The 25,731-nt window shown below is 39.4% G+C and carries 17 protein-coding genes; 2 read left to right on the plus strand and 15 right to left on the minus strand.

Annotation, left to right across the window (positions count from 1 at the left end; genetic code table 11):
• From A3Q33_RS08175 to glmU, 6 genes are all read right to left on the minus strand, one after another.
• Complete coding sequence (locus A3Q33_RS08175; protein WP_081179525.1) at window positions 1–5,646, minus strand: SdrD B-like domain-containing protein; 5,646 nt, start codon at window positions 5,644–5,646, stop codon at window positions 1–3.
• Between the two features lie 186 nt (window positions 5,647–5,832).
• Window positions 5,833–6,501: a PEP-CTERM sorting domain-containing protein gene (locus tag A3Q33_RS08180; protein WP_081179526.1), complete on the minus strand. Its 669-nt coding sequence runs from the start codon at window positions 6,499–6,501 to the stop codon at window positions 5,833–5,835.
• A gap of 737 nt (window positions 6,502–7,238) precedes the next feature.
• Window positions 7,239–9,071: a glutamine--fructose-6-phosphate transaminase (isomerizing) gene (gene glmS / locus A3Q33_RS08185; RefSeq protein ID WP_081150683.1), complete on the minus strand. Its 1,833-nt coding sequence runs from the start codon at window positions 9,069–9,071 to the stop codon at window positions 7,239–7,241.
• A gap of 16 nt (window positions 9,072–9,087) precedes the next feature.
• Window positions 9,088–9,849, minus strand: a complete 762-nt coding sequence (locus tag A3Q33_RS08190) for a DeoR/GlpR family DNA-binding transcription regulator (RefSeq protein WP_081179527.1) — start codon at window positions 9,847–9,849, stop codon at window positions 9,088–9,090.
• An 86-nt stretch (window positions 9,850–9,935) separates the two neighbouring features.
• Window positions 9,936–10,709 (minus strand): substrate-binding periplasmic protein, encoded by a 774-nt coding sequence (locus tag A3Q33_RS08195; RefSeq protein WP_081179528.1) that lies wholly within the window; start codon window positions 10,707–10,709, stop codon window positions 9,936–9,938.
• Between the two features lie 8 nt (window positions 10,710–10,717).
• Entirely contained in the window at window positions 10,718–12,079 is a 1,362-nt protein-coding gene (gene glmU, locus A3Q33_RS08200) for a bifunctional UDP-N-acetylglucosamine diphosphorylase/glucosamine-1-phosphate N-acetyltransferase GlmU (RefSeq protein WP_081182422.1), read from the minus strand.
• A 260-nt stretch (window positions 12,080–12,339) separates the two neighbouring features.
• Here glmU and A3Q33_RS08205 point away from each other — a divergent pair, with 260 nt between their 5' ends.
• The gene (locus tag A3Q33_RS08205; protein WP_081179529.1) at window positions 12,340–14,679 is read left to right on the plus strand and encodes a Tex family protein; all 2,340 of its coding nucleotides are present in this window, start codon (window positions 12,340–12,342) and stop codon (window positions 14,677–14,679) included.
• 181 nt (window positions 14,680–14,860) lie between these two features.
• Here the strand turns inward: A3Q33_RS08205 and A3Q33_RS08210 are convergent, their stop codons facing one another.
• Both A3Q33_RS08210 and A3Q33_RS08215 read right to left on the minus strand, forming a co-directional pair.
• Window positions 14,861–15,895, minus strand: a complete 1,035-nt coding sequence (locus A3Q33_RS08210) for a DcaP family trimeric outer membrane transporter (RefSeq protein WP_081179530.1) — start codon at window positions 15,893–15,895, stop codon at window positions 14,861–14,863.
• A gap of 133 nt (window positions 15,896–16,028) precedes the next feature.
• A complete protein-coding gene (locus A3Q33_RS08215) occupies window positions 16,029–16,517 on the minus strand; it encodes an AMP-binding enzyme (protein WP_081179531.1) in 489 nt (162 codons plus the stop codon).
• A gap of 285 nt (window positions 16,518–16,802) precedes the next feature.
• Between A3Q33_RS08215 and A3Q33_RS08220 the strand changes: the two genes are divergently transcribed.
• Window positions 16,803–19,088 carry a S9 family peptidase gene (locus A3Q33_RS08220; protein WP_081179532.1) on the plus strand — a complete coding sequence of 762 codons (2,286 nt, stop codon included), beginning with the start codon at window positions 16,803–16,805 and terminating at the stop codon, window positions 19,086–19,088.
• Window positions 19,089–19,248: 160 nt separating this feature from the next.
• Here the strand turns inward: A3Q33_RS08220 and A3Q33_RS08225 are convergent, their stop codons facing one another.
• The 7 genes from A3Q33_RS08225 to atpH all read right to left on the minus strand — a co-directional run bounded on the left by A3Q33_RS08225 (window position 19,249) and on the right by atpH (window position 25,731).
• Entirely contained in the window at window positions 19,249–19,809 is a 561-nt protein-coding gene (locus tag A3Q33_RS08225) for a YceI family protein (protein WP_081179533.1), read from the minus strand.
• A 33-nt stretch (window positions 19,810–19,842) separates the two neighbouring features.
• Window positions 19,843–20,403 (minus strand): cytochrome b, encoded by a 561-nt coding sequence (locus A3Q33_RS08230; protein WP_081179534.1) that lies wholly within the window; start codon window positions 20,401–20,403, stop codon window positions 19,843–19,845.
• Window positions 20,404–20,837: 434 nt separating this feature from the next.
• Window positions 20,838–21,254 (minus strand): F0F1 ATP synthase subunit epsilon, encoded by a 417-nt coding sequence (locus A3Q33_RS08235; protein ID WP_081179535.1) that lies wholly within the window; start codon window positions 21,252–21,254, stop codon window positions 20,838–20,840.
• A gap of 57 nt (window positions 21,255–21,311) precedes the next feature.
• On the minus strand, window positions 21,312–22,697 hold the full coding sequence (atpD, locus tag A3Q33_RS08240; RefSeq protein WP_081179536.1) for a F0F1 ATP synthase subunit beta: 1,386 nt from the start codon (window positions 22,695–22,697) through the stop codon (window positions 21,312–21,314).
• 57 nt (window positions 22,698–22,754) lie between these two features.
• Entirely contained in the window at window positions 22,755–23,615 is an 861-nt protein-coding gene (gene atpG / locus A3Q33_RS08245; protein ID WP_081179537.1) for a F0F1 ATP synthase subunit gamma, read from the minus strand.
• A gap of 27 nt (window positions 23,616–23,642) precedes the next feature.
• Window positions 23,643–25,184 carry a F0F1 ATP synthase subunit alpha gene (atpA, locus tag A3Q33_RS08250; protein WP_081150659.1) on the minus strand — a complete coding sequence of 514 codons (1,542 nt, stop codon included), beginning with the start codon at window positions 25,182–25,184 and terminating at the stop codon, window positions 23,643–23,645.
• 13 nt (window positions 25,185–25,197) lie between these two features.
• The gene (gene atpH / locus A3Q33_RS08255) at window positions 25,198–25,731 is read right to left on the minus strand and encodes a F0F1 ATP synthase subunit delta (protein WP_081179538.1); all 534 of its coding nucleotides are present in this window, start codon (window positions 25,729–25,731) and stop codon (window positions 25,198–25,200) included.

The following is a 25,731-nucleotide window of genomic DNA, read 5'->3' on the forward strand; positions in this document are numbered from 1 at the left end:
TTACTTAACGCTTGTACCTACAACCACTCCGGTATTAGGTAATTTACAGCTAAATGAACCCTTAGTACCGCTCATGCCGTTTAATAACCAGCTATTGTTTAGGTTAGATTTATTATCATCTTTGCTGTTTGATGAACTGTCATCATCATCTTTAGATGAACTGTCATCATCATCTTTAGATGAACTGTCGTCATCATCTTTAGATGAACTGTCGTCATCATCTTTAGATGAACTGTCGTCATCATCTTTAGATGAACTGTCGTCATCATCTTTTGATGAACTATCGTCGTCATCTTTAGATGAACTGTCGTCGTCATCATTGTTCACTTTACAACTATCAACATCAGCTTTAGATGAACTGTCGTCATCATCTTTTGATGAACTATCGTCGTCATCTTTTGATGAACTATCGTCATCATCTTTTGATGAACTATCGTCGTCATCTTTTGATGAACTGTCGTCATCATCTTTTGATGAACTATCGTCGTCATCTTTAGATGAACTGTCGTCGTCATCTTTTGATGAACTGTCGTCGTCATCTAAGTTAACGTCACAACTTTCTACTTCATCTGGTTCGCTTTCGCCTTTGTTATTACCTTGTGGTGTACCACAATCGTCAGAGCCATTCATCGACTCATCTGAACACGATAAGTGAAACTCTGAAGTACCAGAAGTACCACCGCTAAGTGTAACGACAAAGTTATTGCCGTAAGCATCTCGGTCAACTGTGAAGTTGATCAAATTACCTTTCTGCAAGTTTTCAAAAACTTGACCTGCAGCTGTCGTTACCGTTGTGCCATTTTCACCATTCCAAACCATTGATAATTCGGTTAATGGCTTTATGTCACTACAACTAACAACTTGGCCTGGCAATGTTGGTGTTTCACGTACTTCTACCGTTAAAGGTACAGTATCTTGAGCACTACAAGCTATGCCAGAAGGCATAAGGTTACCGGTTACCATTAACGTGTTGTTAAATACATTATCTACACCAGGTAAAACAAACTGAGTTCGAGTTAATTCAGCACTTCCACCTTGGGCTGCTAGATCAAGCTTTCCTAAAGGTCCAAAGCTATCTGATGCATCATCAACAAAACGTTCAGTACTGTTGTTTACAATGGTGTAGTTATACAGCATTTCAACACCAGCAGAGATCGATTGACCACTTTTGGTATCCATGGCAACTAAGTCAACTGCACCATACTGGTCACCTAAACTTAACGGTAATGAACATGAAGTATGCATAGCTACTTTTTGTACTAAGTTACCCGTAGCGCTAAAGATTTCAATAATGGTATTTGAATCAAAATCGTTTTCATTAGCTGCTGCAGACGTTGCAGTAACAACATCACCGATAGTTACGTTGGCCTGAACAGTATCAAGGAATACTTTAGCCTTGCTACCTGTTTTACCGTTGCTAACTTTGATACGAACGTTGTCACCGGCTGTACCACCGACGATACATTCAGCTTTACCACCTTGTGTATTGCTAATAACACAATCACCACCAAGGTAACGTAAACTCACGTTAACAGGCTTGCTATCACAAGAAGCATTAGTTGGCATTTCGTAAGCACAAGTTTCTGCAGTCGCGATAGGGTTTGTTGGTGAGTTACATACTAACGCAACACCATTTTCACCCGCTAAACCGTCCAGTAACCAGCTATTTAAAAGACCTGCTTCATTATTTTTACTATTACCTTGCGGCGCACCACAGTCTTCAGGGCCATTCATACCAGAATCAGAACATGACATATGAAAACGTGAAGTACCTAAGCTATCACCGTTAGCGTTGAAAACTTCCCAATCAATGTCATTACCAGCACCGGCAAAGCCGCTAATAGTAACCACATCGCCATTATTAATATTACTACGGGTCGTTAATTCTGAATCATCAGTTTTTCCGTAATAAGCAACAATGTTTACGTTATCTTGACCATCCCAAACCATTGATAATGTGTCTAGTGGCTTAGCGTCACTACAAACAAAGTTAACAGGTTGAAGTGTTGGTATGATTGCACAAGTAGCATTAATATCTAAGCTACACTGCGCTAGAGGAGCAACAAAACCTGCATCTACATCTATATTTTGCTCACCAGATCCTAGCGTGATACAACTTGTTGTACCCATATCACCGTCAAAGTTCTCTGCATCACTGTCTATGGTTTCATCAATACCTACATTAGCATTAGTAAAACTTAAACCTGATGGAGCAGTAAATTTAACTCTATAATTGCCTGGGACTAAATCAGTAAAATTGTACATACCTGTTGAATTGGTATAAACAGACGTTACTTCATTACCAAAGATATTAAAGACAGTGTTGTTGCTGCAGTCAAATAACTCAACCATTACAGCATCTAAACCATTTTCGTTGTTTAGAACACCATTGCCATCGCTATCAAGCCATACTTGGTCACCCAAACTAGCCGGTAAATAAGCGCCTGCATCCAATGTAAGATTTTGGTCGCGTACACCTAAGTCGATACACTCACTAGCACCAGTATTTGGGTTAGCATCACTATCTACTTCAGTGTTCATACCGGTAAAACGTGGACTAACTATGTATCCTGCTTGAGTCAAATAAGCTATATCAAATTGAACCGCATAGCTTCCCGCAGAAAGACCTTCAAAGAAGTACAAGCCACTCGCGTTGGTATTAGTAGTCATACCGGTTGAAGTCAATATGTTGTTTGCATCACACATCATCAGTTCAACAGGTACACCTGCTATACCATTGCCTAATTCGTTAATATCTTGAATACCGTTGGCATTAGTATCATTCCAAACTAAGTCGCCAATACGTGATTCATTAACTGAACGTATGCCAGCATCAATATTCGTGTTGTTTTCACCTGAGGCTAAAGTAATACAACGTGTTGTACCCATAGTGCCATCTTGGTTGAAGTGTTCTGCATCACTATCAATTCCATCAGGACCAACAACAGCAGTAGTAAACTCAAGGCCAGCACTGGTAGTGAACTTAATCGTATACTCACCTGGTTTTAGGTTATCAAAGTTATATAAACCATTACTGTCAGTAACCGTTGGGATTACCAAGTTACCATTAATGTCAGTAACCGGACTGTTACTACAACTTAATAATTCGACTTGAATGCCTGCAGCACCAATTTCATTTTCAAATAAGCCATTACGGTCAGTATCATTCCAGACTAAATCACCTAAAGAGGCTGGAGCAATTACACCGGCATCAACAGATAAGTTAGCTTGATTAGTTAGCACATCTACGTTGGCTGTTCTACCTGATATCGCATCTGCATCACTATCAAAGGTAGTATCAACACCTTGATTTTGAAGCGTATATACATAACCGTTAGGTAGCGTATATTCTACACAGTAGTTACCCGCAATAAGGTCTGAGAAAAGATAAAAGCCATTACCGTCAGTAGTGGTTGTTGTTATTTCAAATTCATCACCTGAAGTACAACTTGCATCACCATCAATATTTTGAATTAACGCAACGCTAACACCTGCAATACCAGCACTACACTCAGCACCCATATCACCAGCATCGCCTACAACACCATTACCGTTAGTATCAGCACATTCCTGAATACCATTACCGTTAAGGTCTTGCCATACGCGGTCACCTAATGAGGCCATTGAGCTTACAAGCCCTGCATCAATAGTTAGGTCATTGTTACCCGCTACAACTTCTATTGGGTTTTGGTTTGCATCTACGGTTTGACAAGTGCCATCAAGTTGATCAACCACATCGCTATCGGCAGCATCGTCACCACCCATGTTGTCTGCGGTACATTCATAGCCTGCTGGTTTAACTACAGCGATACAATAATTACCCGGGGTAATATCATCAAATAAGTAAAAACCATTGCTGTCTGTAGTTTTTGACGTAACAAGCATTTCATTGCCTGTACCACAAACACCGTCAGAGCCAGTAGATAATAAGTTTACGGTTACACCAGCAATACCTGAATTACATTCTGCGCCAGAATCGCCAGCATTACCTAAAATGCCATCTGCAGGGAAGCTAGCATTGTTAGCACCACCATCAGTACAGTTTTGAATACCGTCTAAATTAAGGTCATTCCAAACACGGTCACCAAGTGCTGCTTGTAAGCGCACTAAACCTGCATCAATAGAAAGGTTATTTTCACCTGCTAAAAGATCAATAGGGTTTTGATTATCATCAAGGGCTTGACAGCTACCATCACCTTGGTCGACAAAGTCGCTATCAGCAAAATCGTTACCACCCATGTTATCTAAAGTACATGCGTAACCAGCAGGGGTAACTATTGATACACAATAAGCACCAGGATCAGCATTTTCAAATAAATAAAAGCCATTAGCATCGGTAGTTTCAGTAGCAACTACCATTTCGTCACCCGAACCACAGTAACCGTCAGAGCCAGTTGATAATAGATTTACCGTAACGTTAGCAAGACCAGAACCACATTCTGCGCCTTCATCGCCTGCATTACCTAGAATGCCATCGGCAGGGAAATTAGTATCGTTAGCGCCGCCATCAAAACAGTTTTGAATACCGTCGGCATTAATGTCTGACCATACACGGTCGCCAAGTGATGCACTTGAACCAATTAAGCCAGCATCAAATGAAAGGTCTTTGTCACCAGCGGCAACTATAATAGGATTTTGATCAGCATCAACGGTCTGACAAGTGCCATCTCCTTGATCAACAAAATCGCTATCCGCTAAATTGTTACCACCCATGTTGTCGATAGTACATTCAGTGCCAGCAGGTTTAACTATTGATACACAATAGGCTCCAGGCTCAACACTATTAAATTTGTAAAAACCATTAGCATCGGTAGTTTGAGTAGCAACAAACGCTTCGTCGCCTGTCCCACAGTTGCCATCAAAACCAGGTTCTAATAGATTAACAGTAACATTAGCAACACCAGCATCACATTCTGCACCAAAATCGCCTGCGTTACCGATTATGCCATCGGCAGGGAAGTTAGCATCGTTTGCGCCACCATCCGTACAGTTTTGAATACCATCAGCATTAAGGTCAGACCATACACGATCGCCGATCATAGCGGTTGTTGCCGGGATTGAGCCTAAAGTTCCTTTTGACTCTCCTTCAAAATCAACAGTAAAGTCACCAGTAAAGTTGGAGCTTTCAATAAGATGTTCAACCGCTACCACTCCAGAAGGATAAAAGTCTTGCAGTAAACCGCCAGTAACATTAAAGGTAAAATCAAAGTTATCATTGTTAGTTGATGAATTATAAAAGCCAAAAGCGCTTACTTCGCCGGTCAGTAACTCACCAGTAACAGTACCTAAACCTGGCACAAAAACTTCACCATTAATGATTAGATCATGGCCTGGAATACCACCAATAAGTGCACCAGTTTCATCAACTCTGATATTAATCGTAAAGTTTTCATCTCCGCCAGGAACAGGAGTAATAGGTACTGATGGAGGAGCCGTGAATAAAATAGATACCGGGAATGAATTGATACTGAATAAATTATTTGTTTCGAAATAAGTAGTACTGACTGTCTGAGCGTTATAGCTCATAAGTGGCTGTTCAAGAGAATTATTCAATAATTCAGCTGTTGATATAACGGGTACCGCTAACGACATCAACACCACACTATTGGTAAACCATTGGCAATGTTTTTTTCGTAAATTGATCATGTGTAACTCCAAAAAATGGCTCAAAATAAAATATTTTCAATCTATTATTTCAAATAAAATTGCTAACAGTAACTTAACTAATACTTGGTAAGCTTAGTGAAAGGATTGAATAATACTTGAATCGAGAAATAGATGAGGGAGATTACAGTTAGATAAATACTGCTTATACTCTCCCCCTATTAAAGTTTATTTATTTTGCTTACGACGAGCAAAACCAGCTAAGCCGATAAGGCCAGAGCCAAGTAACCACATGCTAGTAGGTTCTGGAACAGAAACTGATGTTTTAGGAACTCCTGTATCTGCCTTAGCTGTATAACCCATACCAGTGCCAAAGTCATTAGACCAATCACCATCAAAACCTGTGTCAGACATAATAATACCACCGACACTACCGAATAGATCTTTAGCATCACCACCTGTCACATCAAATAGAAACTCTAAAGGGCCTCCACCACTTAAATTATCAGTAAAACCTAGCATAGTAAGGTTACCAGTCAACATAGTATTGCTAGAAAAGCCTAAGCTTGTAATAATACCTCCAATAGTGAATATACCGTCATCACCAAGCACACCAGTATTAGAAATAGAAGTAGTTAAAGTAAATGAATTCTCTTCTATAATAAAAGTATTCCCTGTGAACAGTTGATCAGCAGTACCAATTGCGGTGAAAATTCTAGTTGATGCATCATAGTTTATTTTTAAGAAACTTGACAAAATATCTGGATTTTCTTCTAAATCCAGACCAATCAAGCTAGCTTGGCTCGACACACTCATACCTATCAGCATAGCGCCCAATACAACACGATTCCATATACTATTTTTTACTTTTTGAACAACGCTTTTATTATTATACATTATCAGTCTACCTAATTTAAATTTTAAATTTAACAGCTATTGAAATCCAAAAATTCAGTAAATATTTTGTAAAATTACTCTTTACTTACTTTACTCAGTATTTCAACAAGCTCTTAATCCACTACTAGTAGAGATAATGCACAAAGCATACCAGTTACAAAAAATGACAATTAGAGCTTACAATTCAACAACTTAACAAGCGCACATCAATACTAACCTCTAATATTCGATAAATGTGTAAAGTTTTCTGACAGGTACTCTAATTTTGTTAACTCCGCTAAATTGTAGTGTTTGTAATTTATAAACACAGTAATTCCATCCTATTATTCTACTATTCTCAAAGGTTTTGGCTGTTCTAAAAGTAACTCCTGATGATTATTGCTAATAAATACCTAATAACATAATTTCAATACACTTTATTAACCATTAACTTCGATTAATTATATATTGTTAGTCAATAGTGTCAGGTTTTTTTGCAACTTGTTTATAGCCTATAGCATATTAACTTGTTATGTTTTTAGTGTGTTAATTACGAGCAATAAAAAAGCAGCCTAATATAAGGCTGCTTTTTTTTGTTTTTACTCTATTGCCAAGTATATATGGCTTTGAACACTATTAACTTTTAATTATTAGCCAAAAAATTTAAGTTCTGAAGAGAGTAATAAAGATTCTAACCTTGGGGTGATCGCTTCACCCTTTATTACTCACCGACAAATTCCGCTCAATAAAGCGTTGCTCTATTCAACGGTCACGCTTTTCGCTAAATTACGAGGTTGATCAACATCAGTACCTTTAATGATGGCAACGTAGTAAGACAATAACTGTAATGGCAAGGTGTAAACAATAGGGGCTATTAAGTCGTCACACACAGGTACGTTAATAACCTTCATGGTGTCGTCGCTACTAAAGTTCGCACTGGCATCGGCAAATACATACATTAAACCACCGCGAGCACGTACTTCTTCAACATTAGATTTTAGTTTTTCAATTAAATCGTTTTTCGGTGCTACAACAATAACGGGCATTTCTGCGTCGATTAACGCTAATGGACCATGTTTAAGTTCACCAGCAGCATAGGCTTCAGCATGAATGTATGAAATTTCTTTCAGCTTCAACGCGCCTTCCATGGCGATAGGATATTGGTCGCCACGACCTAAAAATAAGGCATGTTGTTTATCAGCAAAATCTTCGGCTAAATCTTCAATTGACCCTGCTAGTGCTAACACTTCTTCTAATTTATTAGGTAATGTCATTAACGAGTGAGCAATTTCGTTTTGCTTTTCTTGTGACATTCCGTGATGTTGACCAATAGCTAAGGTCATCATTAATAAACCAACAAGTTGTGTGGTAAAGGCTTTCGTTGAAGCCACACCTATTTCAGCGCCTGCTTTAGTCATAAAGGCTAAGTCAGATTCGCGAACTAATGAAGAACCAGCAACATTACAAATAGTTAAGCTAGCGCGGTAACCTATTTGTTTCGCTAAGCGCAGCGCTGCCAAAGTATCAGCAGTTTCGCCTGACTGTGAAATAGTCACTAATAAAGCATTTTTAGGTACATGAGATTGACGATATCTAAATTCACTGGCAATTTCGATATTACATGAGACACCCGCCAGGGCTTCTAACCAATAGCGCGCCACCATACCTGAATGGTAACTGGTACCACAGGCGATGATTTGTACATGCTCAATTTCTTGAAAAATAGCATCAGCACCTTCGCCAAAGGTTTGGATATCTAACACATTACCCAATAAACGACCTTCTAAGGTGTTACGAATAGCCGTAGGCTGTTCATAAGTTTCTTTTAGCATGTAGTGGCGGTATTCACCTTTGTCGCCAACATCGTGGCTAACTTCAGATTCTTTAGCTTCACGCACTGCTGGCTTGCCGTCAGTATCAAAAATGTTGACTTCAAAACGGGTAACTTCAGCAACATCACCTTCTTCTAAAAATGAAAATTTACGGGTAACCGGTAATAGTGCCAGCATATCTGAAGCGATAAAGTTTTCGCCAACGCCGTAACCTATCACTAATGGGCTACCAGAACGTGCAACTACAACACGGTCTTTGTCACGTGTATCAACCACAACAGTACCGTAAGCGCCTTCTAATTGCTTAACAGTAATTTGAACCGCACTTAACAAGCTATCGGTAGACTTTAATTCATGGTGAACTAAGTGAGCGATAACTTCAGTGTCAGTTTCAGAGGTAAATGTATAGCCTAAACCCTGTAAACGAGTGCGTAAAACATCATGATTTTCAATAATACCATTGTGTACCACCGCAATAGTTTCTGACGAAACATGCGGATGCGCATTCGCTTCACTTGGTGCACCATGAGTTGCCCAACGTGTATGCGCAATACCAGTGCCGCCCGCTATTGGGTTAGCATGCAATGCATCAGCAAGTTCTTGTACCTTACCTAAACGGCGCGCGCGCTTAAGTTGGTTATTATTATCAATTATGGCTACACCAGCAGAGTCATAACCACGGTATTCTAGGCGTTTTAAGCCTTCTACTAAAATGTCTGCTACATCACGTTGTGCGACAGCACCAACAATTCCACACATACTCTTTGTCCTTATTTTAACTTGCGATAACGAGGTTAACGCCTTGTTTAATTATTTCACTTCGCACGTCTTCAGGCATGTCTGCATCTGTTATCAACGTGTGAATTTTCCCCCAAGGTAATTCTAAATTGGGAATTTTTCGATTAAGTTTTTCTGAATCTAACATCACAATAACTTCACGTGACAATTCAGCCATTACACGGCTTAAGCCTAAAAGTTCATTGAATGTTGTTGTACCGCGCGCTAAATCAATACCGTCGGCACCAATAAATAGCTGATCAAAATCATAAGAGCGTAATACACTTTCTGCCACTTGGCCTTGGAAAGATTCCGAGTGCGGGTCCCAAGTACCACCGGTCATCAATAATGTCGGTTCATTTTCAAGCGCATGCAAATCAGACGCAATAGCGAGTGAGTTTGTCATAACCACTAGACCTTGTTTAGCACTTAATTCACGAACTAAAGCCGAAGTGGTGCTACCGCTGTCTAAAATAATGCGATTGTGATCGCGGATCAGCGATGCCGCCGTTTTTGCGATCATTATCTTTCGTTTCGAAACTTTTTCTGTTTTTGGCTGGGTAATTTCATGCGGCAAAGGCACGGCACCACCATATCTACGCAGTAGTAAACCACTGTTTTCTAGAACCGCCAAATCCTTACGGATAGTAACTTCTGAGGTTTCAAACATTTTTGCAAGGCTATCAACACTTACTTCACCTAAATTACTTAACTCTGCAATTATGGTATGACGACGCTGCTGTGTATTTCGTTTTGACATTGCTTTCGTTTTACTCTTAAAAGTTTCGTTTTAAAACTTATCTATTAGAACAAAAGCTGAAAATAAAAACAATATTTATCTAAACACTACTTTTTTATTAATGCTTTAAAGGCCAAATAATATTGGTAATTAGGGTCTGTTTGTAACTTATTTGCCGCTAAGTTAAGTTTTTCTAGCGTGCCAGTGTCTGTATTGATATTCGCAGCAATGTAACTTTCTCGGCGAGTTTCAGGCAAAACATGTACAGAGATTAGCGCTTCGGCATTTTGCTTCTGCTCTGTAAAATAGTCGGTTAAAATATTTGGCTCGGTATATATTAGGTCTACTTTTCCTGATAAGAAAAGTGCTATCCCGTGTTTTAATGACGAGACCACGTAAAGGTTAGTTTTTTCGCTAAAACCTAAATTCATTAAGGAGTTATGACCATAGCTATCTCGTATTACAATGATAGTTTTTGATTTCGCGTCACTAATCGTTCGAATGCTGTTTTCAGGCTTACTTTTCAGTGATATAAAACCACGTACCAGTTCACTTACTTTAATCAGCCAATGAAACTTATCTTCTCGCGCTTGTGTGCGAACCATACTGACTATAAGGGTGTTTTTGCGGTTTAATACCGTTTGATAAGCTCTAGACCAAGGAAAAAAATCAAGTGGGGCTTCTAGTTGACTAGTCTGCAGCAGTAATTTAAGAATTTCTGCACTGGGACCTTTTATTTCATCATTTTCTTGATATTGCAGCAAAGGGTGCTCAGCTGCAACAGCAATTAAATCTGGTTCAGCACGAACACTACTCATAAATAAAATATTTATGAGTAGAATGCCAAGTGAAAATAGCTCGATAAAAGGCCTTTTTATCATGCTATTGTCTACTTTTTAGTCGGTCGTTTCCAACCCGTAATATTACGCTGCTTACCACGCGCAACACTGAGTTCATGATCATCAACATTTTGAACAATAACCGAACCAGCAGCGGTTGTTGCCATTGCACCAATAGTAACGGGTGCGACTAACGAGGCATTTGAGCCTATAAACGCACCTGCGCCAATAATAGTTTTAGCTTTATTCACACCATCGTAGTTACAGGTAATAGTACCGGCACCAATGTTAGCGTTAGCGCCTATTTCTGCATCGCCCAAATAACTTAAATGCCCAGCTTTTGCCCCTTCACCTAAGGTGGTTTTTTTCATTTCAACAAAATTACCAACATGGGCATCACGCTTTAATACAGAGCCAGGGCGAATGCGAGCAAACGGTCCAACTGAGGCCAATTCGCCAATAATAGCACCTTCAATCATAGTGTTTGGTTTAACTTCTGCACCTTGGCCAATAGTACAGTTTTTCAAAATACAATTAGCACCAATAATCGCATTATCTGCAATATCAACATTACCTTCGAAAATACAGTTCACGTCGATCACCACTTCTTGGCCAACAGTAACGTTACCACGAATATCAACACGGCTAGGGTCACGTAAAGTCGCGCCAGCAATCATTAACTCTTCTGCTTTTCTTCTTTGATAAGCGCGCTCTAAACCGGCAAGTTGCACACGGTTATTTGCGCCTTCTACTTCAATTTCGCTATCAGGATGAGCCGTAGCTATTAATTTACCTTCTTGATGACAGGCAGCGATAATATCCGTTAAGTAATATTCGCCTTGGGCATTATCGCTTGATAAATTCGCTAACCAGCGTTTTAAGTCACCGCCATTAGCTAATAAAATACCGGTGTTAGCTTCATTCACTAATAGTTGCTCGGCTGTGGCATCTTTTTGTTCAACAATGCCAACTACTGTGCCTGAACTATCGCGCATAATACGACCATAGCCTGCAGGGTTAGCTAAATGTACCGTTAATAACGCCATGCCATTGTCAGGCTTAGCGGCAATTAAACGTTGTAATGTACTAACTTTAGTTAAAGGTACATCGCCATAAAGCACTAGCACATCTTCATCGTCAGATAAAAAGGGTGACGCCATATCAACCGCGTGGCCTGTGCCTAATTGCTCTTTCTGTTCAACAAAGGTTAAATCGTCACCGGTAACTTTAGCTTTAAGTACTTCGCCACCAAAACCGTAAACTAGATAGATATTTTCACTATCTACTTGGCGCGCTGCGTCAATTACATGAGATACCATTGGCTTTTCAGCAACGGGATGAAGAACTTTAGGTAAAGCAGAGCGCATGCGAGTGCCTTTACCCGCAGCTAAGATAACAACAGAGAGAGCCATAATATTTCCGGTTTTGTGTATAAAGTTACTTATATCAACTTGATGAATGAGCATAACCCCATAAAATTGATAACGTATACGAACATTGTAACGTTAAATTAAATGCTTCTCTATTAAAATTATCTTAGCAGCTACCTCGAATGATTACTTTCTTATGTACAATAAAAAACCTTTGTGGGTATATCGCACCTCGTCAGTAATTGGGTGTATAATGAGGCCAACAAAAATACGACTTTTGATTGATCTAGGATCCTATATAAATGACACCCATTGCTGAGCAAATAGCCAAAGAAATCGATGTAAAAACCAGCCAAATAAATGCTGCTATAAACTTATTAGATGAAGGTGCAACGGTTCCTTTTATTGCTCGTTATAGAAAAGAAGCTACCCAAGGGCTTGATGACAATCATTTACGCCACCTTGCGCAACGCTTAGTGTATTTACGCGATTTAGCCGATCGTCGAAAAGTTATTATCAGCAATATTGAACAGCAAGGTAAATTAACGCCAGCCTTAGCCGCCGAGCTTAATAATGCCGACAACAAAACCCGTTTAGAAGATCTCTATTTACCCTATAAGCCAAAAAGAAAAACCAAAGGACAAATTGCCATTACCGCGGGTTTAGAGCCGTTAGCCAATAAAATTTATAATAATTGGCAGCTTAACCCTGAGCAAGAAGCCAAAGCCTTTATCAATAAAGAGCAGGGGTTTAGTGACGAAAGTTCAGTACTTGAAGGCGCACTTTACATTCTGGTTGAACGTTTTGCTGAAGACGCTAACTTGATCCAAAAATTACGTCGACATTTACTTAAGCAAGCTCACTTGTGCAGTAAGTTGATAAAAGGTAAAGAAAAAGAAGCGGCAAAATACCGCGATTATTTTAAGCATTCAGAATTACTAAAATCGGTGCCGTCGCACCGCATGTTAGCGATGTTGCGTGGTCGTAATGAAAAACTATTATCGTTAAGTATTGATACAGACCCAGGGCAAGAAGGCGCATTTTCTAGCGCACAACAACTGATCACCGAACATTTTAATTTACGCTTAACGGGCCAAGCCGCCGCAGAGTTTTTAACTAAAGTGGTGCTAACCACATGGAAAATAAAACTCAGCCAAAGTTTAGAAACAGAATTATTAGGCCAATTACGGGAACAAGCAGAAATTGAAGCGATTAAGGTGTTTTCGCGCAATTTAAGCGACTTAATGATGGCAGCGCCAGCCGGTGCTAAAACCACGTTAGGTTTAGATCCCGGCCTAAGAACTGGCTGTAAATTAGCTATTGTTGATGCCACGGGTAAATTATTACAAACGGCGACTATATTTCCGCATGCACCGCAAAATCATTGGGATAAATCGGTACGTACTTTAGTGAATTTATGTCAGCAACATAAAGTAGAGTTAGTGGCGATAGGTAACGGCACGGCGTCGCGCGAAAGTGACAAACTTATCGCAGATGTTATAGCTAAGCTAGAAAACAACAAGCCAACCAAAGTGATTGTGAGTGAAGCTGGCGCATCGGTATATTCTGCCTCAGAATTTGCTGCAAAAGAATTTCCTGACTTAGATGTGTCAATTCGTGGTGCAGTATCGATTGCTCGCCGCTTACAAGACCCACTAGCAGAGCTAGTTAAAATAGACCCTAAAGCCATAGGGGTTGGGCAATATCAACACGATGTTAGCCAAAGCCAACTTAGTCAAACCTTAGACAATGTTATTGAAGATTGTGTAAACGCGGTCGGTGTTGACTTAAATAGTGCTTCTGCGGCTTTATTATCGCGAGTTTCGGGTTTAAACAAAACCATGGCAAATAACGTGGTGAGTTTTCGCGATGAACATGGTCGATTTAACAATCGAAATGAATTAAAAAAAGTCGCGCGTTTAGGGCCAAAAGCCTTCGAACAAGCGGCTGGATTTTTACGGATACATAATGGTAATAATCCGTTAGATTTCTCAGGAGTTCACCCTGAAACCTATAGTTTAGTAGAACAGCTGTTAAAACAACTTAACACTGACATCAGTCATGTTATCGGTAATAAAGCTGAGTTAGAAAAAATTAATGTTGAAGCGTTAATGAGCGATGCTTTTGGTGAGCTAACGGTTAAAGACATTATTAGTGAGCTAGAAAAGCCCGGCCGTGATCCGCGTCCAGAATTCAAAACGGCAACTTTTCAAGAAGGAGTTAATACCATTAACGACCTTAAAGTTGGCATGATACTCGAAGGCGTTATCTCTAACGTGGCGAATTTTGGCGCTTTTGTCGATGTGGGCGTTCATCAAGATGGTTTAGTGCATATTTCATCACTAACCGATAAGTTTGTTAGTGACCCACATGAAATTGTCAAAGCTGGTGAAGTGGTTAAAGTTAAAGTTACGGAAGTCGACCCACAGCGTAAGCGCATTAGCTTAACCATGCGTTTAGATGAAGCAACACCTCAAGTTAAAAGCCAACCGTCAGAAAAGTCGCAGAAAACGCAACACAATGACAAGAACGCTAAGCCTCTACATAACAAAAATAAAGCTAGAACTTCGCAACCTAAAGTAGACAATAATGCTGCTATGGGTAACGCCTTTGCAGATGCTTTTGCTAAGTTAAAGAAATAAGCTAGTGATTTAGCTGTCAGTTTTAAGTTGCGGGCTGACGGTAATGCAGGAGCAATTACCGAGATGTACTAATGCCGTGAAGCCAAGGATGGCTAGGAACGGCCTGAACATAAAAAAGGGGAAGCTAAAAGCTTCCCCAAAAAAACCTCGGTTGGGAGGTTAACTAACGCAAAATTGTAAACTAAAGTACGTATTTAGCTGAAAATTGTACATAGTCTGAATCAGCATTTTGATCTGCAGATTCAAAGTTACCCACTTCTAAACCAAATGATAAATCTTTGGTATAGTTTTTAAAGATGTTTACGCCCCAATGTCTTCTATCTGAGTCTGAAACTTCTGTCGTAGTTTTACCGAAAAATGCGGTACTACGAATATCATCATTCCAGAAATGACGGTAAGCGACCATATATGACGTAGTTTCTTCTACTTCTTCACCCACCAAATCGCGAGCAGCGACTACACCGACATAACGTCCGGTTTCACCACCATGTAATTGAAAACGAATGTCATCTTTACCAAAAGTATTAATTTTACCCGCAATACCATAACCAAATGCTGACTCAGAGTTACCACCAACCGTATTCAACTGGCGAGCTAAACCGGCAACAGAAACATTACCCCAATCACCTTTAAAGGTATATTTAGCAATAACATCAGGTATTTTATCTTGGGTTGGATCACCTTTATCTGACTCAGGGTTTTCTATCGCAACTTGGAAGTTACCTTGAGTATAACGAACTTGACCTTGTCGAATAAACGCGGCGGCATTTAACGGGCCTGCAAAATCAGCCGCTTCAGCTAAAGCACTGGTATTGACAAATGTTGACCATGTTTGACCAACTAGAATATTTTTATATTTAATAAACGCATGACGTAATCTTGGGTTTGCTGAATTCGATACGATTTCATTACCGCCACCACCATGAAAATCCATTTCGATAAAGCCAGTTATATCACCATGAACATATTTCATGTTAAAACGAGACTCTGTTGCACGAAAACTAGTTTGAGATATATCGCCTACCGTGCCCGCACCAACCCAATAATCTTTAGTAATACTGTTAATATTACCGTCAACATAGCGCGTATCTAATTTGATATAACCACCAAAAGTAATGGTGTCTTTATCAGACAATTTCATTTCATAACCGGCGCTTGCGCTGCCAGCCATAGCTAAAAGACCTGTTGCTAATAAAAGCTTTTTCTTGTTAAACATTTTACTTTCCCCGTGTGTTATTAACCTTAGAGCAACAACAACTATGCCCTGGCGGTGTTTTTATCGATTAAGTATTAAATAGCGTATTTATTATTTGTAATGACAATAAACCGATATCATTTTTTTTATATTTTTATGCTGCGTAATTCATTGTAATAATTTGTGATTTTAATATTTTTCTAGAAATTTCTTTATTTTGATTGACTGGAAATTTATCGACAAATTTAATCATGTCTGCACGCGCAAATTCACCTAAACAGCCTGCAAGCTTGGCATTAATGGCGTTTGATAATGTTGCCAGTTCAATGGTCGAATTACTTAATTCAACGTAGACGTTAATAGCATTACCTTTATCTTCGTGAGGCACACCAAAAACAATAGCCTGTTCAACACCTGCTAATTGCTCAATAAAATGTTCAATTGTTTGGTGAGCTATACGATAACCACTGACTTTATGAGTAGCAGAAGCCTGAGATACTAACCAAATATAATCCTGAGCAATTACCGGTACGGCAGCTTCGTTAACTAAATTTTTATCAACAAAATACAACCAATCGCCGTTGTTAGATTGCAACCAAGATAATTGCGCTTGTTCTTCACTATGATTCAGCATATTGGTCATATCACTCTCTACTTTCTCTCGTTGTTCGAATATTGATCAACGCTTTTTATGATGCCATTAACACTAGAGAGTCATGGATGATTTAGAAATTAGACCTAAGTCTAAAATGAGCAATAAATGCGGTAGACTTTAGTCTATATAAATTAAAATTAGAGAATTAACGAAGCTTAGCCGTTAGTTATCGCAATGAATATCCTGCTGGTCGATAATTTTGATAGGAAAGAATGTAGAGATGGTAGAATATTAATAATCCTATTTTTATAGCTATTAAAGACAAGGTTATTCATGGTTTCAAAAATAAAATCTATATCTTCAAGTGCAGTTTTAGCCTGCTTAGCTTTTAATGCTAGTGCCGAGTCACTCAACATTGAAAAATATCAACAGGCTGAACGCCAGTTAGAGAAACACACCGAAAAATTAGTTTTTGGTACAGTAGAACGTCCAAGCTGGACTGAAAATAATACGCTAATTTATCGCAGCCAAACCGAGCATGGTAAGCAATTTTTTCTGATTGATGTAGAAACAAAAGCCAAGCGCTTAGCCTTTGATCATCAAAAGCTTGCTAGCGCATTAGCCCGTATTACCGAACAAGAAGTTAATCAGGAAACGCTGCCTTTTAATCGCTTTGATATTATCGCCGATAAACTTATTTCATTTAAAGTAAAAAGCGAGTCATACCAATGTAATATAGAAAATTATTTATGTAAATTGAGTAAAAATGCCATTAAGAGTAATGAACTAGTTGCGCCAGATGGTATGCAGGCGGTTTTTATTCGTGAACATAATTTATGGCTTCGTAACCTTAACGATAATAGCGAAAAACAGTTAACGACTGACGGCATAGAAAACTTTGGCTATGCAACAAATAATGCCGGTTGGGTTCGGGGTAAAAAACCGGTAGTAAAATGGTCTCCAGATTCTAAGAAACTAACCACTTTCAAACATGACAGTCGCAACGTTGGTGAAATGGGCATAGTGTCTACCGCTGTAGGCCACCCTAAAATAGATGTTTGGAAATACCCATTACCGGGTGATGAAAATATCTTCAAAATTCAGCGAGTGGTAATAAATATTGAGCAAGCGAGCGTTGTTGTGCTCGATATGCCTGCAGATGACCACAGATCGACCATAACCGATCATGTTGCTGGCCGAGATGGCAGCTTACTCGATATTGACTGGTCGAGTGATAGCAGCCACTTTGCCTTTGTTTCTTCAACTCGTGACCACAAAACTGCAACACTAAAAATAGCTGATGCTATTACGGGTAAAGTTCGTACTGTTTTTACTGAAACGGCGCAAAGTTTTTTCGAGTCAGGTGTTAGTAGCATTAGCTGGAAATACCTAGATAAAAGTAATGAATTTATTTGGTTTTCACAGCGCTCAAACTGGGGACATTTATACTTAATTAATGCTGAATCTGGCGAGATTAAAAATCAGATAACAAAAGGTGATTGGACCGTATTAGCCTTGCTCAATGTTAATCAAGAAACCGGCAAGTTGATTTTCTCAGGCGCAGGAAAAGAAGGTGGAGATCCTTATTTTCATTATCTTTACAGCATTAATAAAGATGGTTCAGATTTAACGCTATTAACCCCAGAGAAAAAGCACCATCGTATTACCTTAAGTCATGATGCTGAATACTTTTTAGACCAAGTATCGACACCAAATCAACCAGAAACCAGTTTTATTCGCAGTACTAGCCGTAATTCTGGTTTTATCGTCGAACAAATGGATATTAACAAGCTTACCGCTACAGGTTGGCAAGCACCAACTTCATTTATTGTTAAAGACCGTAATAATGAACATAACATCTACGGGTTAATGTATAAGCCTAGTGATTTTGACGCCAGCAAATCTTACCCTGTAGTGAATTACTTATACCCTGGACCTCAAGTAGGTAGTATTCGTGGCCGTCACTTTAGATCGGCTAGAGGCGATAACCAAGCCATCGCTGAACTAGGCTTTATTGTTATCGAAATTGACGCGTTGGGTACACCTGGACGTTCAAAAAGCTTTCACGATTTTTATTATGAAAATATGGGCGATAGTGGCATTCCTGATCAAGTAAGCGCGATTAAACAGTTAGCAAAAAAATATCATTGGATAGACAGCACACGCGTAGGTATTTGGGGGCATTCAGGCGGTGGTTTTGCTTCAACACGCGCTTTATTAACTTATCCTGACTTTTATTCAGTCGCTGTTTCACAAGCCGGTAATCATGATAATAGAAACTATGCTGATGAGTGGGGTGAGAAGTATCATGGCGTATTAGTGAAAAATGAAGATGGCACCACTAACTACGACAGCCAAGCAAATCAATTAGTGGTTGATAATCTTAAAGGCAAGTTACTTATCGCTCATGGCACAACAGATACCAATGTACCGCCATATAACACCTTAATCGTCGTTGAAGCCTTAATTGCTGCGAATAAGGACTTCGATATGCTGATGCTACCAAATCGAGGTCATGGCTTTGCTAGAGAGCCTTACATGATGCGCAAGCGTTGGGACTACTTCGTACAACACCTAATGGCCTTAACACCACCAAAAGAGTTTACTTTTCGTGAATAATGACTCGGTTTAACGGCACTTATAAATAAACCGATATTGTAATGATACCGGTTTATTAGTTTACACATCTACCGTTGTCTTCGAGTACAAATATCTTCTAAATTAATTTTTTAGGCATAAAAAAAGGGCATAAAGCCCTTTTTTAAATATTGATGGTTTTTTATTGGCGAATGCCTTCAATATGTAATATCAAATCTACTTTGCCAAAATCTTTTTTAAAGCCAAACTCACCCATAGTAATAGTTGATGTGCCGCTAAAGCCAGCACGGTAACCGCCCCATGGATCTTTACCTTCACCTATTGTAACAGCGTCAATAACTAAAGGTTTAGAAACGCCATGCATGGTAAAAGTACCTGTAATGGCAAGTTTACCGTTACCTTTATCTTCAACTTTGTTGCTAACGAATGTTGCTTCAGCAAATTTACTAACATCTAAAAAGTCATCTGAACGTACATGCTTATCACGTTTAGCATGATTTGAATCAAAACTTGAAGTATCAATCGTTACGTTTACTTTAGACGCTGATATATTTTCTTTGTCATAAGAAAAGTTACCTGAAAAGTCGTTAAATCGACCAGCAAGTACACTAAAGCCTAAATGGCTTGCTTCAAAATTAATTGAGGCATGTGCCCCTTCTGTGTCAATGACATAATCAGCTGCTGAAGCAGGCATAAATACTGCAGAAGTTAATAGAGCGCTAGCGAGTAATATTTTTTTCATATCTATTCCTTTAATTAATTGTTTACCTAAATACTATATTTTAGTCATACGTTTAAGCGTGTTATCTTTGTCAATAAAATGGTGTTTTAAGGCTGCCAATGCATGTAACAAAGCAAAAATTATCATGGCGTATGCACCGTAATAATGTACTAGCCCTGAAATGTCTTCTTGATTTTTAATTGCTAATACAATGGGTGACACGTTAAACCAGTCAAAAACAGCAATGGCTTTTTCATTGGCACTGGTGATTAAAAAACCTGAAAGCAAAACAGTGAATAGTGTGACGTACAATACAAATATCATTGAAGCCGACGCTTTTTTCTCAATAGCAGTATGCGTTAATATGCCCGAAGGAGAGCCTGCCAAACGACGCCAAAAGAGTCTAAAAAGCGTAAAAGCTATTAATAATATACCAACACTTTCATGCCAATGCGGTACTACTTGATACCATTGGCTGCTGTAATCTAGATCTACCATCCAATAACCTGAAGCAAATAATACAATCACCGTTAATGCCGAAAGCCAGTGTAATAATTTACTTAATAAGCCATATTGCTGCGGACTATTCTTCCACAATAATTTATTGCGAATCATTGTTTCTCTTAAGAGTGACTGTTTTATTCAGTTTAGCCACTCTCTTATAATATACCTAGTCATTTTGGCGCATTAAAGTGCATTTGGTCGCAAAGTTGTACCTTTCATGTAACATGACTGGCATTACGCACGATTAGTAGTAGCTATGGCGTAGTTTATTAAGATATTTAGGGCAGACTTATTACAAACTATTAAAAATAACATCATTGAGGTTTTAGGTACAGTACTGAGCTTACTTTTTAGCAGGAACTAATCAACAGGAGATATACCTAATAACTTTATTAGGTATATTCTTATCTCAGAATTTTACGTTTATTGGTAACAATTAACCTTCAGATAAATATCATACATTGACAATATTCAGACAATAAAAAAGCGACTATTTACCGAAGTAAAAGTCGCTTATTTGATCACTAAAACTTAGTGTTAGCTAGTTATCTGCTTGAAGCTTGTATGACACGTAATTGTGCGACAGCGCGAGCTAATTCAGTAGCAGCTTCAGCATAATCGACGTCGCCGCCATGATCATTTAAGTGCTTCTCTGCTCGCTCTTTTGCTTCTAGTGCTTGTTGTTCATCTAAATCGGCAACACGTATTGCAACATCTGCTAGTACGGTAACGTTATTAGGTTGAACTTCGAGCATACCGCCAGAAAGATAGATAATTTCTTCTACTCCATCTTCCTTAACGATTCTTGCCATACCAGGTTTTAGTGAGGTCAGTAAAGGTGCATGACCAGGCATAATGCCTAACTCACCTTCACTACCTGTGATCTGTAATGAAGAAATGCTACCAGAGAATAATTCCTCTTCTGCACTTACAACATTTAGATTAACAGTTGGTATTGCCATTTTGACCTCCTAATTGGTGACTACATTACTTATTCAGTAACAAGCCACCAGCCTTCATTACATGTTTTTAGCTTTTTCAGCTGCTTCTTCAATAGAACCAACCATGTAGAAAGCTTGCTCAGGTAAATCATCGTACTCGCCTGCAAGTAATCCTTTAAAGCCACTGATAGTGTCTTTAAGTGATACATACTTACCAGGAGAACCGGTGAATACTTCAGCAACGAAGAACGGTTGAGATAAGAAACGTTGAATCTTACGTGCGCGATTCACTGCTAATTTATCTTCTTCAGATAACTCATCCATACCTAGTATGGCGATGATATCTTTAAGTTCTTTGTAACGTTGTAATGTTGATTGAACACCACGGGCAGTTTCATAATGCTCGATACCGACCACTAATGGATCAAGTTGACGAGAAGTAGAATCTAATGGGTCAATAGCAGGGTAAATACCTTGCGAAGCAATATCACGACTCAATACAACAGTTGCATCTAAGTGAGCAAAGGTTGTAGCTGGAGATGGATCGGTCAAATCATCTGCTGGTACGTATACCGCTTGGATTGAAGTGATTGAACCTTTCTTCGTTGAGGTAATACGCTCTTGAAGTACACCCATTTCTTCAGCAAGTGTTGGTTGGTAACCAACAGCTGATGGCATACGACCTAACAATGCAGATACTTCAGTACCAGCAAGTGTATAACGGTAGATGTTATCTACGAAAAATAATACGTCACGACCTTCGTCACGGAATTTTTCAGCCATAGTCAAACCAGTAAACGCAACGCGTAAACGGTTTCCTGGAGGCTCGTTCATTTGGCCGTAAACAAGCGATACTTTATCAAGTACGTTTGAATCGTTCATTTCATGGTAGAAATCGTTACCTTCACGAGTACGCTCACCTACACCAGCAAAAACTGAGTAGCCGCTATGCTCGATCGCGATGTTACGAATAAGTTCCATCATGTTAACGGTTTTACCAACACCAGCACCACCGAATAAACCAACTTTACCACCCTTAGCGAATGGACATACTAAATCGATTACTTTGATACCAGTTTCAAGTAGTTCATTAGACATCGCTTGGTCAGCATAAGCTGGCGCTGCACGGTGAATTGACCACTTTTCTTCTTCGCCGATTGGGCCAGCTTCATCGATAGGCTCACCCAATACGTTCATAATGCGACCCAAAGTACATGTACCTACTGGTACTTGGATGTTATTACCTGTGTTTTCTACGTTCAGACCACGACGCAAACCGTCTGATGAACCCATAGCGATAGCACGAACTACACCACCACCTAATTGCTGTTGTACTTCTAGTACTAAGCCTGAAAGGTCACCTTCAGTTATGTTTAACGCGTCATATACCTGAGGTACAGCATCTTGTGGGAATTCTACATCCACAACTGCGCCAATGATTTGGACGACTTTACCTGTACTCATGTTTAATCCTCTAATCTTGTGCTCTTATTTACTAAAAAATAAACAAAGAACCTTTGCTTATACCGCTGCTGCACCAGCACAAATCTCACCCAATTCTTGAGTAATACTTGCTTGACGCGCTTTGTTGTATACCAATTGTAAATCATCAATTAAGTCACCCGCGTTATCAGTTGCAGATTTCATTGCAACCATACGAGCGGCTTGTTCACATGCGAGGTTTTCAACCACACCTTGATATACTTGAGATTCAGTATAACGAACCAATAAATGTTCAAGTATTGCTTGAGCATCTGGTTCGTATATGTAATCCCAGCGATGCTTAATAGCGTCATCATCTGACTTAGGCAAAGGTAAAAGTTGATCGATTGTCGGTTTTTGCGTCATCGTATTAACAAATTTGTTATACACGATGAACAATCTATCTATCTCACCATTGTCATAGGCATTTAACATCACCTTTACACTACCAACTAAGTCAGTAAGTGAAGGGTTGTCACCTAATCCCGAAATTTGTGAAACGACTTTAGCGCCCATATTGTTGAAAAATGAAGTAGCTTTAGAACCCACTACAGCAAATTCAACTTCAGCGCCTGCTGATTGTTGTTTACCAGCATCAGCAAGTACTTGTTTAAACAAGTTAATGTTTAAACCACCACACAAACCACGGTCTGTTGAGACTACGATATAACCTACACGCTTGGCTTCACGTTCTTCCATATATGGATGACGATATTCTAGATTACCAAGCGCGATGTGACCGATCACATTTCGCATATTTTCAGCGTATGGACGTGAGGCAGCCATGCTATCTTGCGCTTTACGCATTTTGCTAGCTGCAACCATTTCCATTGCGCTGGTGATCTTCTGTGTATTTTTTACACTTCCGATCTTCGATTTTATCTCTTTACCACCGGCCATGACTATTCTCCGAAAAGGTTAACTAAATTACCAAGTTTGAGTAGCTTTGAAAGCTTCAATCGCTTTCGCTAAACCAGACTCGATATCTTTGTTATAGTCGCCTTTTTCATTGATTGTAGCCATCAACTCAGCGTGTTCATTGTTTACGTATGAACGCAATGCATCTTCAAAATCAACGACTTTGTTGATTGCGATATCATTTAAGAAGCCTTTTTCTGCGGCAAATAATGATACAGCTGTTTCAGCAACTGACAATGGGCTGTATTGCTTTTGCTTCATTAATTCAGTAACACGTTGACCATGCTCTAATTGAGCACGTGTAGCGTCATCTAAATCTGAGGCAAATTGAGCAAACGCTGCCAATTCGGCATATTGTGCTAATGCTAAACGAATACCACCACCTAATTTCTTGATGATTTTAGTTTGAGCAGCACCACCAACACGTGATACAGAAATACCAGCATTAACAGCAGGACGAATACCTGAGTTAAATAGGTTAGATTCTAAGAAAATCTGACCATCGGTAATTGAGATTACGTTAGTTGGTACGAATGCAGATACATCACCCGCTTGCGTTTCAATGATAGGTAATGCTGTTAAAGAACCTGTTTTGCCTTTAACTGCGCCTTTCGTGAAACGTTCAACGTATGCTTCGTTTACACGAGCAGCACGTTCAAGTAAACGACTGTGAAGATAGAAAACGTCACCTGGGTAAGCTTCACGACCTGGCGGACGACGTAAAAGTAATGAAATTTGACGGTAAGCAACTGCTTGCTTAGACAAATCATCATATACGATTAATGCATCTTCACCACGATCTCGGAAGTATTCACCCATAGTACAGCCAGAATATGCTGACAAGTACTGTAGTGCAGCTGCTTCAGAAGCACCAGCAACAACAACGATAGTATTATCTAACGCGCCGTGCTCTTCTAAAGAGCGTACTAAGTTAGCAACGGTAGAGGCCTTTTGACCAATAGCTACGTATACACACTTAATACCGGTGTTTTTCTGATTGATGATTGCATCTAATGCGATAGCAGATTTACCAATTTGACGGTCACCAATGATAAGTTCACGTTGACCACGGCCGATTGGAATCATTGCATCGATTGATTTAATACCTGTTTGAACAGGCTCATCAACAGACTTACGATCGATTACGCCTGGCGCCATCATTTCAACTGGAGCAAAACCATCGTTTTCGATAGGTCCTTTACCGTCAATAGGTTCACCAAGTGTATTAACAACGCGGCCTAATAAGCCACGTCCTACTGGTACTTCTAAAATACGACCAGTACATTTTACTTTAACGCCTTCAGCTAGATCCGCATAAGGACCCATAACTACCGCACCGACCGAATCACGGTCAAGGTTTAACGCGATAGCAAAGCGATTGCCAGGAAGTTCAATCATCTCACCTTGCATTACATCTGCAAGGCCATGAATACGAATGATACCATCTGTTACAGAAACGATAGTACCTTCATTTCGAGCTTCACTAACTACGTCAAACTGTTCAATACGACTCTTGATCAGTTCAGCGATTTCAGTGGAATTCAGTTGCATACTCTGTTCCCCGTTAGGATTGCATTATTGTTGCTAAGCGGCTCAATTTACCTCGTAATGAACCATCTATTACCATGTCACCAGCTTTTATTACTAAGCCAGAGACTACGTTTGCATCAATCTTACAATTAAGTTTTACTTTTCGAGCCAAACGCTTTTCAAGCGCAGCGCATAATGTAGTTTCTTGTTCAGCTGTTAATTTAACAGCTGAAGTTACATCCACAGACAATGTTTTCTCATGTTCCGCTTTTAATTCGAGGAACTGAGCAACAACCTGTGGTAGCACCAATAAACGTTGATTTTCAGCCATTACTTTAATTAAGTTTTGGCCATTGCTATCGAGTTGAACATCACAGACTTTCAAAAATATGTCTTGTGCTTGTTCTACCGACGCGCCACCAGAAAGATATTCTTTAATGGTGGCATCGTTAGCAACTTCTGCAGCAAAAACTAGCATTTCTAACCAGCTTTCTATTGCATTTGCTTCGATAGCAAAATCAAACGCCGCTTTAGCGTAGGGACGAGCGATGGTTGTCAATTCAGACAT

This window comes from Colwellia sp. PAMC 21821, from assembly GCF_002077175.1.
Lineage (GTDB): Bacteria > Pseudomonadota > Gammaproteobacteria > Enterobacterales > Alteromonadaceae > Cognaticolwellia.